Source organism: Ferrovibrio sp., assembly GCF_964218355.1.
Lineage (GTDB): Bacteria > Pseudomonadota > Alphaproteobacteria > Ferrovibrionales > Ferrovibrionaceae > Ferrovibrio.
In genome coordinates this window covers 33,340-49,546 of the sequence record NZ_CAXPMC010000020.1, presented here as the reverse complement: position 1 = coordinate 49,546, position 16,207 = coordinate 33,340, and the positions used below count along the sequence as shown (strand labels likewise).

18 protein-coding genes are annotated in these 16,207 nt (G+C 64.2%); 9 read left to right on the top strand and 9 right to left on the bottom strand.

Annotated elements, in window-relative coordinates:
- Window positions 1-5: 5 nt before the first annotated feature.
- Window positions 6-380: a response regulator gene (locus ACEQZY_RS14330; RefSeq protein WP_341702999.1), complete on the bottom strand. Its 375-nt coding sequence runs from the start codon at window positions 378-380 to the stop codon at window positions 6-8.
- Window positions 381-491: 111 nt separating this feature from the next.
- Between ACEQZY_RS14330 and ACEQZY_RS14325 the strand changes: the two genes are divergently transcribed.
- Window positions 492-1,187, top strand: a complete 696-nt coding sequence (locus ACEQZY_RS14325) for a hypothetical protein (RefSeq protein ID WP_370155351.1) — start codon at window positions 492-494, stop codon at window positions 1,185-1,187.
- A gap of 3 nt (window positions 1,188-1,190) precedes the next feature.
- Window positions 1,191-2,105 (top strand): ROK family protein, encoded by a 915-nt coding sequence (locus ACEQZY_RS14320; protein ID WP_341702997.1) that lies wholly within the window; start codon window positions 1,191-1,193, stop codon window positions 2,103-2,105.
- A gap of 4 nt (window positions 2,106-2,109) precedes the next feature.
- Here the strand turns inward: ACEQZY_RS14320 and ACEQZY_RS14315 are convergent, their stop codons facing one another.
- Window positions 2,110-2,943, bottom strand: coding sequence for an EipB family protein (locus ACEQZY_RS14315; RefSeq protein WP_341702996.1), 834 nt, complete (start codon window positions 2,941-2,943; stop codon window positions 2,110-2,112).
- Between the two features lie 202 nt (window positions 2,944-3,145).
- On the opposite strand from ACEQZY_RS14315, the gene ACEQZY_RS14310 reads away from it, so the two are divergent.
- The 7 genes from ACEQZY_RS14310 to ACEQZY_RS14280 all read left to right on the top strand — a co-directional run bounded on the left by ACEQZY_RS14310 (window position 3,146) and on the right by ACEQZY_RS14280 (window position 8,054).
- Window positions 3,146-3,868, top strand: a complete 723-nt coding sequence (locus ACEQZY_RS14310; protein WP_370155349.1) for a GGDEF domain-containing protein — start codon at window positions 3,146-3,148, stop codon at window positions 3,866-3,868.
- A 104-nt stretch (window positions 3,869-3,972) separates the two neighbouring features.
- Window positions 3,973-4,434: a RidA family protein gene (locus tag ACEQZY_RS14305; RefSeq protein WP_370155347.1), complete on the top strand. Its 462-nt coding sequence runs from the start codon at window positions 3,973-3,975 to the stop codon at window positions 4,432-4,434.
- 3 nt (window positions 4,435-4,437) lie between these two features.
- Window positions 4,438-4,905, top strand: coding sequence for a RidA family protein (locus ACEQZY_RS14300; RefSeq protein ID WP_341702993.1), 468 nt, complete (start codon window positions 4,438-4,440; stop codon window positions 4,903-4,905).
- A gap of 11 nt (window positions 4,906-4,916) precedes the next feature.
- Entirely contained in the window at window positions 4,917-5,672 is a 756-nt protein-coding gene (locus ACEQZY_RS14295; RefSeq protein WP_341702992.1) for a glycerophosphodiester phosphodiesterase family protein, read from the top strand.
- Entirely contained in the window at window positions 5,669-6,889 is a 1,221-nt protein-coding gene (locus ACEQZY_RS14290; RefSeq protein ID WP_370155344.1) for a GNAT family N-acetyltransferase, read from the top strand. The genes ACEQZY_RS14295 and ACEQZY_RS14290 overlap by 4 nt, the downstream gene beginning before the upstream one ends.
- Before the next feature lie 53 nt (window positions 6,890-6,942).
- Window positions 6,943-7,362 (top strand): HIT family protein, encoded by a 420-nt coding sequence (locus ACEQZY_RS14285; protein ID WP_370155341.1) that lies wholly within the window; start codon window positions 6,943-6,945, stop codon window positions 7,360-7,362.
- Window positions 7,359-8,054, top strand: a complete 696-nt coding sequence (locus tag ACEQZY_RS14280) for a hypothetical protein (protein ID WP_370155338.1) — start codon at window positions 7,359-7,361, stop codon at window positions 8,052-8,054. The genes ACEQZY_RS14285 and ACEQZY_RS14280 overlap by 4 nt, the downstream gene beginning before the upstream one ends.
- Here the strand turns inward: ACEQZY_RS14280 and ACEQZY_RS14275 are convergent.
- The 7 genes from ACEQZY_RS14275 to ACEQZY_RS14245 form a co-directional block, all read right to left on the bottom strand.
- Window positions 8,051-8,974, bottom strand: a complete 924-nt coding sequence (locus tag ACEQZY_RS14275) for an ABC transporter permease (RefSeq protein ID WP_341702988.1) — start codon at window positions 8,972-8,974, stop codon at window positions 8,051-8,053. The two genes, ACEQZY_RS14280 and ACEQZY_RS14275, sit on opposite strands and share 4 nt — an antisense overlap.
- Window positions 8,971-9,957: an ABC transporter permease gene (locus ACEQZY_RS14270; RefSeq protein ID WP_341702987.1), complete on the bottom strand. Its 987-nt coding sequence runs from the start codon at window positions 9,955-9,957 to the stop codon at window positions 8,971-8,973. Before ACEQZY_RS14270 ends, ACEQZY_RS14275 begins: the two co-directional genes overlap by 4 nt.
- A gap of 62 nt (window positions 9,958-10,019) precedes the next feature.
- Window positions 10,020-11,573 carry an ABC transporter substrate-binding protein gene (locus tag ACEQZY_RS14265; protein ID WP_370155335.1) on the bottom strand — a complete coding sequence of 518 codons (1,554 nt, stop codon included), beginning with the start codon at window positions 11,571-11,573 and terminating at the stop codon, window positions 10,020-10,022.
- 203 nt (window positions 11,574-11,776) lie between these two features.
- Window positions 11,777-14,113 carry an ATP-dependent Clp protease ATP-binding subunit ClpA gene (gene clpA / locus ACEQZY_RS14260; protein WP_370155333.1) on the bottom strand — a complete coding sequence of 779 codons (2,337 nt, stop codon included), beginning with the start codon at window positions 14,111-14,113 and terminating at the stop codon, window positions 11,777-11,779.
- Window positions 14,114-14,173: 60 nt separating this feature from the next.
- On the bottom strand, window positions 14,174-14,503 hold the full coding sequence (clpS, locus tag ACEQZY_RS14255) for an ATP-dependent Clp protease adapter ClpS (protein WP_341702984.1): 330 nt from the start codon (window positions 14,501-14,503) through the stop codon (window positions 14,174-14,176).
- A 198-nt stretch (window positions 14,504-14,701) separates the two neighbouring features.
- The gene (locus ACEQZY_RS14250; protein WP_341702983.1) at window positions 14,702-15,232 is read right to left on the bottom strand and encodes a phasin family protein; all 531 of its coding nucleotides are present in this window, start codon (window positions 15,230-15,232) and stop codon (window positions 14,702-14,704) included.
- 188 nt (window positions 15,233-15,420) lie between these two features.
- Entirely contained in the window at window positions 15,421-16,206 is a 786-nt protein-coding gene (locus ACEQZY_RS14245) for a hypothetical protein (protein WP_370155330.1), read from the bottom strand.
- Between the last annotated feature and the right edge of the window lies 1 nt (window position 16,207).

Below are 16,207 nucleotides of genomic sequence, written 5' to 3'. Positions count from 1 at the left end.
GATCTTCAGGCGACGGGTTCCAGGAACTGCTTGACCGTCTCGATGAACTTGCCGACCGAGATGGGCTTGGCGATATAGGCGTCGCAGCCGCCTTCCCGCATCTTCTCCTCGTCGCCCTTCATGGCGAAGGCCGTCACCGCGACGACCGGGATCGAACGCAGATTATCGTCCTCCTTGATCCATTTGATGACTTCCAGGCCGGAAACCTCCGGCAGCTGGATGTCCATCAGGATCAGGTCCGGCCGGTGCTGCCGTACCATCGCCAGGGCTTCCATCCCGTCCTTGGTCTGGAGGGTCTGGTAGCCATGGGCATCCAGCAGGTCGTGGAACAACTTCATATTCAGTTCGTTGTCCTCGACAATCAGTACAGTCTTGCTCATCGCCCGCCTTCCCCGGATATTCTTATCGTCCCGTCTGGGCTATGTTTTCCAGTATATCCAGTGTTTTGTACCATCCCCGCCGGGCCCGGCCAAGCCGTTTGAGACCCCTGAATGAAGACTGTAGCAAACCCGGGAGCAACCACCAGCCCCCCCCTGCCGGATCCGGTTGCCGCCCAGCTTGCCGCGCTGTCGCTGGTTCCCGGCCGGCCGCTGGTGATCGCCGATGCGGACGAGGTGCTGTTCTACTTCCTGCGCGGACTGGAGGGCTTTCTCGAGGGGCGCGGCCTTTATTTCGACTGGGCCTCCTATGCCCTCTACGGCAATATCCGCCGCCGCGACGATGACGCGGTGGTCCCGGCCGAGGATCTGCATGGCCTGCTGGAGGGTTTCTTCGCCGAAGCGACCGAATCGCTGATGCCTGTGGATGGTGCCGCCGAGGCCCTGCGGGAACTGAGCCGGCAGGCACAGGTTGTGATCCTCAGCAATGTGCCGCTGCCGGCCCGGGCGGCCCGCGAACGGGCCCTGACCCGGCATGGCATGGCCTACCCGCTGGTCGCCAACAGTGGTCCGAAGGGCCCCGCCGTTGCCGCCCTGATCGATCAGGTCGGCGCACCGGCCGTCTTCATCGACGACATCCCGCAGAACCACACTTCGGTGGCCCGCCTGGCACCGGCGGTGCATCGTCTGCATTTCGTCGCTGACCCGCGCCTGGGGGCCCTGCTGGGACCGGCCGCAGACAGCCATCACCGCGCGGAATCCTGGCCGGACCTGCATCGCCATATCGACAGGCTGTTCGGGGCTGGGTGACCGATGCGAATCGGCATTGACCTCGGCGGCACCAAGATCGAGGGGATTGTCCTGGCCGATGACGGAGCAATCATCGCCCGCCGCCGCATCGCCGCGCCCCGCGGCAGCTATGCCGCCACCGTCTCGACAATCCGCGATCTCGTCGCCGCCCTTGAGGCAGAAGCGGGGCGCCCCTGCCCGGTCGGCATCGGCATCCCCGGCACCGTCTCGCCGGCCAGCGGCCTGATCAAGAATGCCAACTCGGTCTGGCTGATCGGCCATCCGCTGGACCGCGATCTTGCGGCAGCCACGGGGCGCGCCGTGCGGCTTGCCAACGACGCCAACTGCTTCGCGCTGTCGGAAGCCCGCGACGGCGCCGGCGCCGGGCATGGCGTCGTGTTTGGCGCGATCCTCGGCACCGGCTGCGGCGCCGGCATCGTGGTCGAGGGACGGGTGCTGACCGGGCCCAATGCCATAGCGGGAGAATGGGGGCACAATCCCCTGCCCTGGCCGCAAGGCAATGAAACACCCGGTCCGACCTGCTATTGCGGTAAACATGGCTGCCAGGAGACCTTCCTGTCCGGACCGGGCCTCGCCGCGGATTTCAGGCAACAGACTGGACGCGACCTCGATGGCCCGCAGATTGCCGAAGCCGCGGCCGCCGGTGACATGGCGGCCGAAGCCGCGATGCAGCGCTACGAACACCGGCTGGCGCGCGGACTGGCCGCCATGCTGAACGTGCTGGATCCGGATATCGTCGTGCTGGGCGGCGGCCTGTCGAATCTCGACCGGCTGTATCTGAACGTGCCGCGCCTGTGGGGTGCATGGGTCTTTTCCGACACGGTGACGACACCGCTGGTGCGGCACCGCCATGGCGACAGTTCCGGCGTGCGCGGTGCCGCCTGGCTGTGGCCGGCCGGCAGCCCCGCGACGGCGTGACCGCTCAGCAGCGGTCGCGCGGCCGTACTTCCAGCTTGCTCAGTGTGGCGCGGATCGCATAGTCGCCGTAATCGAACACGATATCGTCGGCAACGCCGTTCTCGTATAGGCGATAGGCGATTTCGTAATCGGGCGTGTCCTGCGCACGGTCGGACGGAAAATAACCGAGCCGCACCCGCCACGAGCGCAACCCCTTCAGGGCCAGCAGCACATCGCGTCCGGCGGTTTCCGGCGGCAGGGCCGTGCCGATGAACCCGCCGACATCGGCATACCCATCGGCCGACGAGCCGTCATAGACCGGGGCGTGCAGCCAGTGGCCACCGCCCTGCGCCAGCGCCAGCATCCGTATCGTGTGTTCGGTCGGGAACAGCGCGCCGGATGGCAGCGACAGTTCGGTATCCTCCGGCTGCGAGAAACGGACCAGGCCACCCCGGTTGTGCCCGGACAATATGCCTTCGCCATTCAGCTCAGTATCGAGGTCGCCATTGACCTCGTCGCGCAACTTGAAGCGGAAGCGCATGCCGTCATGGGATTCCCAGGAATTCAGCACCATGTTGTTCAGGATCGTGCCGTCATCCGTGGTGGTTTCGATCAGGAACCGCTGGTTCAGCACGAACCCGTCGCAGGCATTGATGAATTCCAGGCTGAGTCCGCCGGTCACGCCGCTGCGGTAATTGCGCGGGTCGAGCCGGGCCACCGACAGGGTGTAGAGCGCGCGATGGGAAACCAGCCCCTGGCCGATGGCGGACAGGCCGGCGCCCTCTGCCGCCGCAGCCGGCCAGGGCAGGCCGGCGCCCAGCAGCAGGGCCAGCAGGCTGATCAGACGCAGAATGACCAAGACGAATCCCCGGAATCCAGCACAACACGCCTATCCACACTAGCTGCGGCCGGATGAGATGGAAACATGCGGCCCGGCCGCAGCACGGTGCCAGGGCGGCAAAATCTGCCGGCTGGCGCAAAATTTAATGACTGTTTTCCGGCATTTATGGCTGGCACATGGCTTGCTTTGTTATGCCTGAGATCAACCTGACGGTTTCGCCATGACCCTTGCGATGCCCGCCAATGACGGCCAGCCCTCCAGCTGGCCCATATCCGCCCAGGAAACGGCCTTCCGGCAGGAGGGCTTTGCCAGCCTGGTGCTGCGCCTGCGTCTTGCCCTGCGTCGCGACCCCGATCCGCGCAAGCAGACTCTGGTCGAGCAGATCCTGACGGCGGCTGCGGAAAGCGAGCAGAAGCTGGCCGACCAGGCCGGCCGCATCGCCGAGCTGGAAGCGCTGTCGGGAACCGATGATCTGACCGGGCTGCCAAACCGGCGCGCCTTCGAATCCTTCATGACCCGAGAACTGGCCCGCGCCCGCCGCGAACAGGAAGGCGGCTGCCTCGCTTTCATCGACCTCGACCGCTTCAAGTCGATCAACGACCGCCACGGCCATGCCGCCGGCGATGCCGTGCTCTGTCAGGTGGCCCTGCGGCTGCGGCCCGCTGCCCGGGCCTCGGATTTCGTTGCCCGCCTGCATGGCGATGAGTTCGTGCTGGTCATGCCGGGAGCCCTGCCCGAACAGGCCGAGCCGCGGCTTGCCGCCCTGGCCGAGCGTATCGAGCGACAGCCGCTGCGCTTCGGCGATGCTGCCCTTCCCGTCGGCATCAGCTACGGCATCGCGCCCTATGACGGCACCAGTGACCCGGCAGCGCTGCTGCGGGCCAGCGACCGGGCCATGTACCAGCGCAAGCAGACAAAACTGCCGCCTTCCCCTGCCCGCTGAGCCTGCCCCGGTATGACCGTCCGGCCCCGGCACATTGCCCCCGGGCCACTTTCCGCGCTAGAACCGGCAGGCTTTCTTTTGCCGTCCAGACCGGAGCCCGCGCCATGAGCCATGATGCCCGCCTTGCCGCCCTGAAGATCGAGCTGCCGAACCCGGCCGCACCAGCCGCCAACTACGTGCCGACGGTGATCGCCGGAAACCTGCTGTTCGTGGCCGGCCAGATCACCATCTTCAACGGCGAACTGCGGCATCTCGGCAAGCTGGGTGCCGGTCTCGACATCGAGGCCGGCAAGCAGGCGGCGCGGCTCTGTGGCCTGAACATCATCAGCCAGGCCCGGGCGGCGCTGGGCGGCAGCCTCGACCGCATCATCCGCTGCGCCAAACTGGGCGGTTTCGTGAACTGCACGCCGGATTTCACCGACCATCCGCAGGTGATCAACGGCGCTTCCGACCTGATGGTCGAAGTGTTCGGCGAGGCCGGCAAGCATGCCCGTTTCGCGGTCGGCGCTGTTTCGCTGCCACGCGGCGTGGCCGTCGAGGTCGACGCGATTTTCGAGATAGCCTGATCCATGGCCGGTCGGATTGCCGCAAAACTGGCAGCCCTCGGACTGGAACTGCCGCCGCAGCATCAGCCGGCCGGGACCTATGTCGGCTACACGGTCACCGGCAATCTGGTGCATGTTGCCGGTGTCGGCCCGACCTGGGGCCAGAGCATCCGTCATGCCGGCAAGCTGGGCGGCGGCCTGACCACCGAGGATGGCTATGCCGCCGCGCGGCTGACCGGCCTGAACCTGCTGGCGCATATGCAGGCCGCCTGCGGCGGCGATCTAGATCGTATCCACCGCTGCGTGAAGGTCTTCGCGCTGGTGAATGCCACCGCCACCTATGACGAGGCACATCTGGTTGCCAACGGAGTGACAGACCTGCTGGCCCAGCTGTTCGGCGCGGAAGCCGTGCCGGCCCGTTCGGTCACCATGGCCCCGTCCCTGCCTTTCGACATCGCCTTCGAGGCCGATGGCCTTTTCCTGATCGACTGAGACACCGCACCATGAGCCGCCGCACTTCCCCGCAATGGCTGACCAAAACCCCGGTGGCGCACCGCGGCCTGCACGACCTTGCCAAAGGCATCCCGGAAAATTCACGAGCCGCCTTCCAGGCCGCCATTGATGCCGGCTATGCGATCGAGATGGACGTGCGGCTGACCGGCGACAACCAGGTGGCGGTGTTCCACGATGCCGACCTGAAAAGACTCTGTGGCCGCGATGGCATCGTGCAGCGGATGCCGCTGGCCGAACTGCGCGGGCTGACCATCCTGGGAACGACGGAGACCGTACCCAGCTTCCGCGACCTGCTCGATCAGGTGAAGGGCCAGGTGCCGCTGGTGGTCGAAATCAAGAAAGACAAGGGCGAGCCTGCCGGCCTGCTCGAGGCCAGCGTGGCGAAGATGCTGCAGCATTATCCAGGCCCCTTCGTGGTGCAGTCCTTCAGCCCGCGTACGGTGAAATGGTTCCAGAAAAATGCGCCGGAAATCGTGCGCGGCCAGATCGCGACCGATCTGGCCAGCATGACCAAGGGGCTCGGCTGGTTCACCAGGCTGCAGCTGAAACGGGCCCTGATGACGGGATACGGCGACCCGGATTTTCTTGCCTATGACGTGCGCGACCTGCCCTCCGAGATTACCGCGGCGGCGCGACGGCGTGGCCTGCCGATCCTGAGCTGGACCGTGCGCAGCCCGGCCGAGCGCGCCCGCGCAGCGGCCCATGCCGACAATGTGATCTTCGAGGATCTTTCGACGGCGGCATGACGGCAGCGACGGACACAGGCGCAACCATCACGATCCGTACGCTGGAGCGCATTGCCGAGCTGCCGGCTGCCGACTGGGACCACTGTGCCGGCAATGCAGATGGCGTCGTCGACAATCCGTTCGTCACCCATGCCTTTCTCGATGCGCTGGAACAATCCGGCTGCGTCAGCCCCCGCAGCGGCTGGCAGCCGGTTCACCTGGTGGCTGAGAATGCCGGCGGTGATGTGATCGGCTGCCTGCCGCTCTATATCAAGGGCCACAGCCAGGGCGAATACATCTTCGACCATGGCTGGGCCGAGGCCTATGCGCGGGCCGGCGGCGAGTATTACCCCAAGCTGCTGAGCGCAGTACCGTTCACACCGGTTACCGGCCCGCGCTTCCTGGTGGCACCGGGTGGCGACGGGCCGGCGATTGCCGGCGCCCTGCTGCAGGCGGCACGTCAACTGGCGGCGCGGTACGGCCTGTCGTCCCTGCATGTGAATTTCGTTACCGGAGAGCAGGCCGACTGGGCGGAGGCGAACGGTCTGCTGCTGCGGCTGGGCGAACAGTTCCACTGGCAGAATGACGGCTATGCCGATTTCGAGGCCTTCCTTACCGCCCTGGCCTCGCGCAAGCGCAAGGCAATCCGCAAGGAACGCCGCGAGGCGGTGGCCGCCGGCATCCGGATCGAATGCCTCAGCGGCGAGGCCCTGACCGACGCGCACTGGGACGCCTTTTTCGATTTCTACATGGATACCGGCAGCCGCAAATGGGGCCGACCGTATCTCAACCGCGATTTCTTCCGTCGGCTGCAGGCGACCATGGCCGACCGGGTGATGCTGGTGATGGCTCGGCGGGAGGGCCGCTGGATCGCCGGCGCCTGGAACATGCTGGGCCGCGAGGCCCTGTATGGCCGCAACTGGGGTTGCATCGAGCAGCATCCCTTCCTGCATTTCGAATGCTGCTATTACCAGGCCATAGACTATGCCATCCGTCATGGCCTGCAGCGGGTCGAGGCCGGCGCCCAGGGCGAGCACAAGCTGGCCCGCGGTTATCTGCCGGTGCCGATCCGCTCGGTACACTGGATGGCCGATCCGGGCTTCCAGGCGGCCGTCGACCGCTACCTGCAGCAGGAGCGCGACTACATGACCGGCATGATCGATGCGCTCGACCAGCATTCACCTTTCCGCCAGTCCGGGCCCAACCCCGAGGAAGATGGGCCGGAGGAAAGCGAATAGCCCCCCGCGCAGCGCCGGGGTAGACTGGCGGCAAACGGGAGGAGACAACGGTCATGAACAAGGATGCCGGCTGCATTTTCTGCAGGATCATCAGCGGTGAAGCCACCAGCTTCAGTCTGTATGAAGACAGCCTCAGCTTTGCCATCATGGATATCAATCCCTTCAACCACGGCCATGCCCTGGTGCTGAGCAAGCGTCATGCAGCCAATCTGCATGACGCTGATGCCGAAAGCGTTGCAGCCGTGGCCGTCACCGCCAAGAAGATCGCCGCCGCCGTGCAGGACGCCGTGCAACCCGACGGCATCAACATCGTGCAGGCGAATGGCCGTGGTGCCGCCCAATCGGTGCTGCATTACCATGTCCATGTGCTGCCCCGCCGGCTCGGCGACCATGCCGAGATGAACTGGAGCCTATCACCCGGCGACCCTGACAGCATCGCCCGGCTGGCGGCGGATATCCGCGCCCGCCTGTGATGGCGGTGCCGGGCCGCCTTGCCATCCTGCTGCTCGCCGCCGCCATAGCGCTGCCGGCGGCGCTGCCGGACGGCGCGGCGGCGGAGGACGGGCTGGCACGCTGCCGCGACGAGGCTGCCCGCGGCCTGACTGCCGCCTGCCAGCATGCGCTGCTGGATCGGCCACGCGACCCCGAACTGCATGCCCTGCTCGGCCAGGCTTATTTTGCCGGCGGCTTCTATGGCGAAGGCCTGCAGAGCCTGCGCCGGGCGATTGCCGTTGCCGGCGGAGCCGCCGAATACCGCTATCGCTTCGCCGGCTATGCCGCATTGATCAACGAATATGCCCAGGCTGCTGCCGAACTGGAGCAGGTGGTCGGCATGCAGCCGGACCACGTGCAGGCCTGGTCGCTGCTGGCGGACTGCTACCGCTATCTCAGGGACCATCCCCGCGCCCTGCACGCCACCCGGCGCGCCGCCGAACTGGGCAATGCAGCCGAGGCCTATGCCCTGGCCACCCGTTATGGCAGCGGTGATGGCGTGGCCCGGGACAGCAGGCTGGAACGGCAGTGGCTGGAGCAAGCCGCACGCCTTGGCTATGTTGCCGCCATGCAGGATCTGGCCGCCCTCTATGCCGCAGGCCGGGCCGACCTGCCGCCCAATCCGGCAAGGCAGCGCTACTGGGAAAATGCGGCGCGGCAGGCCGCGAACTAGCGCAGCTTCGGATTCAGCGCGTCGCGCAGCCAGTCGCCCAGAACATTCACCGCCAGCACCAGCAGAACCAGGGTCAGTGCCGGAAAGAAGGTGATCCACCACTCGCCGCTGAACAGGAAACTCTGGCCGACCCGGATCAGGGTGCCGAGCGAGGGCTGGGTCGGCGGCACACCGACGCCGAGGAAACTGAGTGTCGCCTCCGACAGCACCGCCAGCGCGAGGCCCACCGTGGCCAGCACGAGTACCGGTCCCAGCGTGTTGGGCAGCACATGGCGCAGCACGATGGCCCAGGATGGCAGACCGATGACGCGGGCCGAGGCAACATAGTCGCGGTTCCGCTCGACCAGTGCCGCCGAGCGGGCAACCCGGGCAAATTGCGGCCAGTCGGCAATGCCGATGGCGAAGATCAGAACGAAGATGGCAATCTCGTGATGCAGTTCGCGTGGCAATGCGGTGCGGGCGGCGCCATCGATCATCAACGCAATCAGGATGCTGGGGATGGTCAGCTGTACATCGGCAAGCCGCATGACGGCAATATCCAGCCAGCCCCCGACATAGCCGCACAGCACACCCAGCAGCGTACCGAAGATCGCCGCAAAGGCGATGGCCGAGAATCCGACCAGCAGCGACACCCGGCTGCCATAGAGAATGGTTGAGAACAGGTCGCGGCCCTGGTCGTCGGTGCCCAGCAGGAACTGCACCTGCCCGGCATCCGTCCAGGCTGGTGGCGTGAAGGCATCCATCAACCGTACCGCACCGGGATCGAAGGGGTTGAACGGCGATACCAGCGGCGCAAAAACGGCAGCCAGGATGATGGTCAGGGCAACGACTGCAGCAACGACCACGGCAGGAGACTGCCGGAAGCTGTAGAACAGATCGCCGTCAATCCACCGGCGCAGGGTGACCAGCATCGTCGTCATGCCGCCTTCCCCGCCCGCCGCGGACCGCTCAGCCGCGGATCGATCATGAAATAGACCAGGTCGACCACCAGATTGAGCGCCACGAACATGAACCCGACCATCACCAGATAGGCTGCCATCACCGGGATATCGGCGAAACTGACCGCCTGGATGAACAGCAATCCCATACCGGGCCACTGGAAGACCGTCTCGGTCACGATCGAGAATGCGATCAGCGAGCCGATCTGCAGGCCGATAATGGTGACCACCGGCATCATGGTGTTCTTGAGGGCATGACGGAAATGCACCGCGCGGTTGCTGAGCCCGCGGGCACGGGCGAACCTGACATAGTCGGTGCGCAGCACTTCGAGCATTTCTGTGCGGACCAGCCTCAGGATCAGCGTCATCTGGTACAGGCTGAGCGTAATGGCCGGCATCACGATCGCCGCCCAGCCGGAAGCCGTGAGGAAACCCGTACTCCACCAGCCAAGCCGCACCACTTCGCCGCGACCGAAGCTGGGCAGCAGGTCGAACTGGACGGAGAACAGGTAGATCAGACCGATACCAATCACGAAGGTCGGCAGCGACACGCCCACCAGGCTGGAGGTGAGGATCACCCGGCTGAGCCAGCCATCGCGGCGCAGCGCGGTATATACCCCGAGCGGCAGCCCCAGTGCCATGGCGATCAGCGCCGACAGGAATACCAGCTCCAGTGTCGCCGGCAGGCGTTCCTGGATCAGCACCGCCACCGGCCGCTTGAGCCGGTAGGACAGGCCGAAATTGCCTTCGGCCGCATTGAAGAGAAACCGGCCGAACTGGACGATTGCCGGATCGTTCAGTCCGAGCTGCTCGCGCAGGTCGGCACGGTCAGTGGTGGTGGCTTCCTGTCCGACCATGTTGTTGATCGGATCGCCAACGTAATTGAAAAGCAGAAATGCGACCAGCGCCACCGCGAGCATGACCACCGCGGCCTGAGCCAGCCGTCCGACAATGTAACCGAGCATGGGGCTTATCCTGCGCGAATCCCCCCGGCCGGTTTCCCGGCCGAAGGTTCGGCGCAGTCCGCTTACTTGAGCTTCGCGAAGTGGAAGCGCGGCACGTTGTCCGCGATGATCGGCATGTCGAGCTTGTCGCTCATCGCCCAGTTCAGAACCTGGTGATGCAGCGGCAGATAGATCACCTCGTCATTGACCGTCTTCCAGGCATCGGCGATCAGCTTGTCGCGCTTGGCCTGGTCGAGTTCGGTCAGCATGCCGTTGATCATGCCATCCAGCTTCGGGTTCGAGTAGTTGGTGAAGTTCCAGGCGCCATTCTTGCCGTCCGGAGTCTGCACCAGATACGAGAACACATAATGGGAGTCGAAGGTCGGCACGCCCCAGCCCAGCATGTAGAAGCTGGTATCCTTCTTCTGCAGCTTGGGGAAATGCAGGGTCTTCGACTGCGCGACCAGCTCGACCTTGATGCCGACCTGCGCCAGCATGCCGACCACCGCCTGGCAGATGCCCTCGTCATTGACATAGCGGTCATTCGGGCAGTCGAGACGGATGCCGAAGCCATTCGCATAACCGGCATCCTTCAGCAGCGCTTTCGCTTTGCCGACATCATAGGGCAGCCGCTTGTCGATCGCCTTCTCATAGCCATGCACGCCGGGCGACGTAATCATGCCTGCGATCACGGCGTCGCCACGCATCACCTTCTGGGCGATCGCATTCATGTCGATGGCATGATACATGGCCTGCCGAACACGCTTGTCCGCCAGCGGGTTCTTGCCTTTCACATCAGAGTATTTCAGCTCGGCGCTGCCGACATCGAGACCCAGGAAGATCGAACGGATCTCGTTGGTCTTCTTCACCTGCAGGCCAGGCGAGCGCTTGACCCGCTCGACATCCTGCACCGGAACATCCAGCACGAAATCAAGCTGGCCCGAGATCAGCGCGGCCACGCGGGTGGCCGGGGTGCTGACCGGAGTGTAGACGATCTCGTCGATGTTATGCGGATTCTGCTTCAGGCCCCACCAGTCAGGATTCTTCACCATCACGGTGCGGACATCCTGCTCGCGCAGCTTCAGCATGAACGGACCCGTGCCGTTTGTGTTACGCACGGCGAAGGTCTCCTCCTTGTCCTTGTAAGACTGCGGAACGACCACGCTGTTCTTTTCCGCCCATGCCTTCGACATGATGAAGATGTTGGCAATCTGGTTGGGCAGGATCGGATTCGGTCCGCTGGTCACCACATGGACGGTGGCCTCATCGACCTTCTTCACGTCGGCAATGCTGGCGATATAGGTCTTGAAATCCGAATTCGGATGCTGGGCACGCTTGACCGAGAAGACCACATCGTCGGCCGTGAATGGCGAGCCGTCATGGAACTTCACGCCCTGGCGCAGTTTGAATTCCCAGGTGGTATCGTTCACGGCCTTCCACGATGTGGCCAGTGCCGGCACGAATTTGAGATCGGCACTGTAGCCGAGCAGACCCTCATAGGTCTGGAAGCTGCCGGTACGGGTCAGCCCCTCGTTCTGGCTGTGCGGATCCATTGTCAGGTAGTCGCCCTGGCTGGCCCAGCGCAGGGTCTTAGCCTGGGCGAACGCGTCGCTGGTGGCCATGGGTGCGGCCAGCATGAAAGCCCCCGCGAGAAGCGCGGCTTTCAAACGGATAACGGCCATGGATTATGCCTCCTGTCAGACATGCATGCACTTGCGTGCGGTTCTTATGTGGACGCCACCATGAATCCGGCCGCGTCACATTGCCGCAACTTTAATTACACGTCTGAGAAGTGTCTATGGGCTGCCCCGGGGGCTCCCGAAAGAGACCCCGGGCAGTGTCAGCCGGCGTATTCCGGTACCTTGCCGCTCTTCTCGGCCCGCCCCTTTTCGGCGGTGATCTCGAAAGTGAGCTTGCCGTCTTCCACCTTGACCAGGATATGGCCGCCCTTGACCAGCTGCCCGAACAGCAACTCGTCGGCCAGCGGCTTCTTGATATTCTCCTGGATCACGCGGCCAAGCGGCCGGGCGCCGTACAGCTTGTCATAGCCACGCTCGGCCAGCCACAGGCGCGCCTCGTCGCTGAGCGCGATGGTGACGTTGCGATCGGCAAGCTGGCCTTCCAGCTGGGCGACGAACTTGTCAACCACACGGTTGATCACGTCCGGCGACAGCGGCGCGAAGGGAATCACCGCATCCAGACGATTGCGGAATTCCGGCGTGAACAGCTTTTTGATCGCTTCCTCGTCCTCGCCTTCCTTGATGCCGCGGCCGAAACCGATGGCCTGCTTGGTCATTTCCGATGCGCCGGCATTGGTGGTCATGATCAGCACGACGTTGCGGAAATCGACATGCTTGCCGTTATTGTCGGTCAGCTTGCCGTGATCCATCACCTGCAGCAGGATGTTGAACAGGTCGCCATGGGCCTTCTCGATCTCGTCGAGCAGCAGCACGCAATGCGGATGCTGGTCGACCGCATCGGTCAGCAGGCCGCCCTGGTCGAAACCGACATAGCCCGGCGGCGCGCCGATCAGGCGCGACACGCTGTGCCGCTCCATGTATTCCGACATGTCGAAACGGATCAGCTCGACGCCCATGATGGTCGCCAGCTGGCGCGCCACCTCGGTCTTGCCGACACCGGTCGGCCCTGAAAACAGGTAGTTGCCGATCGGCTTCTCCGGCTCGCGCAGGCCGGCCCGGGCCAGCTTGATCGCGCTGGACAGGGCCTCGATAGCCTTGTCCTGGCCATAGACCACCCGCTTCAGCTCGGCGTCCAGGTTGCGCAGGGATTCCTTGTCCTCGCGCGAGACCGATTTTGGTGGAATGCGGGCGATCTTGGCCACAATCGCCTCGATCTCCTTCACGCCGATGGTCTTGCGGCGACGGCTTTCCGGCTTCAGCAGCTCGGCGGCGCCGACTTCGTCGATCACGTCGATCGCCTTGTCGGGCAGCTTGCGGTCGTTGATGTACTTGGCCGAAAGTTCGACGGCGGCCTTGATCGCATCCTCGGTGTAGCGGACACCGTGATGCTCCTCGTAATACCCCTTGATCCCCTTGAGAATCTTGATCGCATCGGAGGGCGACGGCTCGCTGACATCGATCTTCTGGAACCGCCGCAGCAGGGCGCGGTCCTTCTCGATGTAGGACCGGAATTCCTTGTAGGTCGTCGAACCGATGCAGCGCAGGGCGCCGGAAGCCAGTGCCGGCTTCAGCAGGTTGGAGGCATCCATGGCGCCGCCCGAGGTGGCGCCGGCGCCGATCACGGTATGCATCTCGTCGATGAACAGGATCGAGCCCGGCTGGCTCTCCAGCTCCTGCATCACCTGCTTCAGGCGTTCCTCGAAATCGCCGCGATAGCGCGTGCCGGCCAGCAGGCTGCCCATATCGAGAGCATAGATCACCGCCTGCTGCAGCACCGCCGGCACCTCGCCGCGCACGATTCGCAGGGCCAGCCCCTCGGCGATGGCCGTCTTGCCGACACCGGGATCGCCGACATAGAGCGGATTGTTTTTGGTGCGGCGGCACAGAATCTGGATGGTGCGCTCGATCTCGGCTTCGCGGCCGACCAGGGTGTCGATCTTGCCGGCCTTGGCCTTCTCATTGAGATTGACGCAGTAGGCGCCCAGCGCCTCCTTTTCCTTGCCGGCATTGCGATCGCGGTCGGTGCGTTCCGCCCGCTCGGCACGCTGCTCGACATCGCTGTCGGCACCGCGCACCGCACGGCGGTCGCCACGGCCCGGTGCCTTGGCAACGCCATGGCTGATATAGCTGACGGCATCCAGCCGGGTCATGTCCTGCTCCTGCAGGAAATGCACGGCATGACTCTCCCGCTCGGAGAAAATGGCGACCAGCACATTGGCGCCGGTCACCTCCTCGCGGCCAGACGACTGCACATGAAACAGGGCGCGCTGCACGGCGCGCTGGAAGCTGAGCGTCGGCTTGGCATCCTGCACCACGCCAACCACCAGCCCGCGCAAATCCTCGTCGATGAAGGCGCCGACCCGTTCGCGCAACTTGTCGACATCGACATTGCAGGCCCGCATCACCGCAATCGCATCCTGATCTTCGGTCAGGGCGAACAGCAGGTGTTCCAGCGTGGCGAATTCATGCTTCTTGGCTCCGGCCAGCGACAGGGCCCTGTGGAGCGTCTGCTCCAGTGTGCGCGAGAAAGATGCCATGCCCTACTGCCTCCTCGATCGAGGTTGCGAAAACTCTGCCCGACCGGCCAGTGCGATACTCTAGTCCCGTTCCATGGTGCATTGCAGCGGATGCTGGTGCTGCCGTGCGAAATCGATCACCTGCGTCACCTTGGTCTCGGCCACCTCGTAGGTGAAGACACCACAGAGGCCGACCCCCTTCTGATGCACATGCAGCATGATCCGCGTGGCTTCTTCCCGCGGCTTGCTGAAAAAGCGCTCCAGCACGTGAACGACGAACTCCATGGGCGTGTAATCGTCGTTCAGCAGAAGCACCTTGTACATTGGCGGCTTCTGCGTCTTCGGCCGGGTCTTGGTGACCACGCCGACTTCGGTCCGCCCGCGTCCGTCACGTCCATCCCGTTCGCTCATGCCTCGATACCCAACTGCCGGAGCCCCCCTGTTGCCAGAAGCGCTTAAGTCAATGATATGGCCTCCGGGTAAAAAAATACCAGCACCCCCGGCGCAAAAAAAGAGCCCGGCCACAGGGGCCGGGCTGTCATACGCTGCTATCTGGGGACGCTACTGTTACAGCGGGTCCGGAGACCCGAAAACTGTGCTCCGGCCGATTCAGGCGGCCAGCGGCTTCACCATCTTCTCGACGGCGACCTGGAGCTGGGCATTGATCGGGGCGAAGGCGTCCTGCGCGGTCTTGGTGGCCACCTCGCTCACCTTGGTGGTGTGGGCGGTATAGGCCTCGAAGGCGCTCTTGGCGAAGTCGTTCTGCAGTTCGATCAGTTCCTGCAGGGTCTTCACCCCCATCATCGCCTTGGCGGCGGAGATGCTGTCTTCGATCTGCGCCTTGGTGAAGGCCATGATCTCGGCATTGATGCTCTCGAAGCCCTTGCTGGCCAGATTGCCCGCCGTGACAACGGCTTCAACCTGATCCTTGCCCAGCTTGGCGGCGTCATCGACGCTCTTCACGGCCGCCTCGAAGCGGTCCTTGCTCATCGCAAAGGCCTTCTCGACGGCTTCGGTGCCGGCCTTCATGGCCTTGTCCATCTGTTCTTTCGACGCGAACATCACAGCCTCATAGGGGTTGCCATTCAGGATCTCGGCGGTTTCGCCTTCAGCTTTGGTCTTGGTGGTCTTGGTAGCCATGGGGAATCTCGTCCTTGCTTGTCCGGTGGGTAACGGGCCGGACCCGCTAAGCGGGGGCGGCTAGAAAAATGCTGCGCTGCAACATTGTTTTTATACCAACCCAAGGCTGTCCCGTCAAACAGTTTTTTTTGCGCCGCACAAATTTACATATCCGGGCGCGGAATATCAGTTAACTGATTGTATTTCGGTCAGTTAACTGTCCCCTGGGAATAACGCAGGCCGTTCCTGCCAACCTGAAAACGGTGTGGAATTTCGCGGCTGCGATCAGCTGCCGTTTCGTTGAAATACGTGCTGTAGGGTGGCAATGGCAGCTCGCGCGGCTGATAGACCGCAACCCCGGTGCGGTCGAACGGCGCCAGCGCCGCCAACAGCCGCGAAGTTACCCTGTCGAAACCATCTGCCCCACCCTCGCGGGACCATGCATGAAAGTGAAAGGCGCCGTCCAGGCAGGATGCCGCCGTCCAGTAGAAGCTGTCCCCGCGCAGGAAAAGCCCGTCCGGAGCCCGGGCGCCAAACCCAACATCCTCCAGCACCGCTGCAATGCCCGCCAGCTCGCCGGCACCGAGCCGATACAGCGCCGACTGCCCCCGCCAGGGCGCCAGCGGATCGCGCAGGCTGATCGGGTTCAGCCGGTCATTCAGGTTCGGGCGGCCGATCACCCGCACCTCAAGCATGCCGCCGCCGTCAGCCACGCCGGTGATGTCGTATGTCCGCCGCTGCTCGCTTTCGACCGCGTTGTAGACCAGCCGGTAACGCGGCGGCTGCCCCGCCACGCAGCCCCGGTCGAGATCGTCGCCGCCGACATATCGCTCCCAGGTCAGGCTGCGCAGGATCGGATCATCGGTCGGCCCGACGGCAGCACAGCCGCCAAGCCCTGCTGCCAGGGCAAAAGCCAGCAACAACGTTTTGTTAAGACTGCGCATCTTAGTCTGCCATCCACGATTTGATGTTGCTGCGGTTTTCCGCGAATCCATG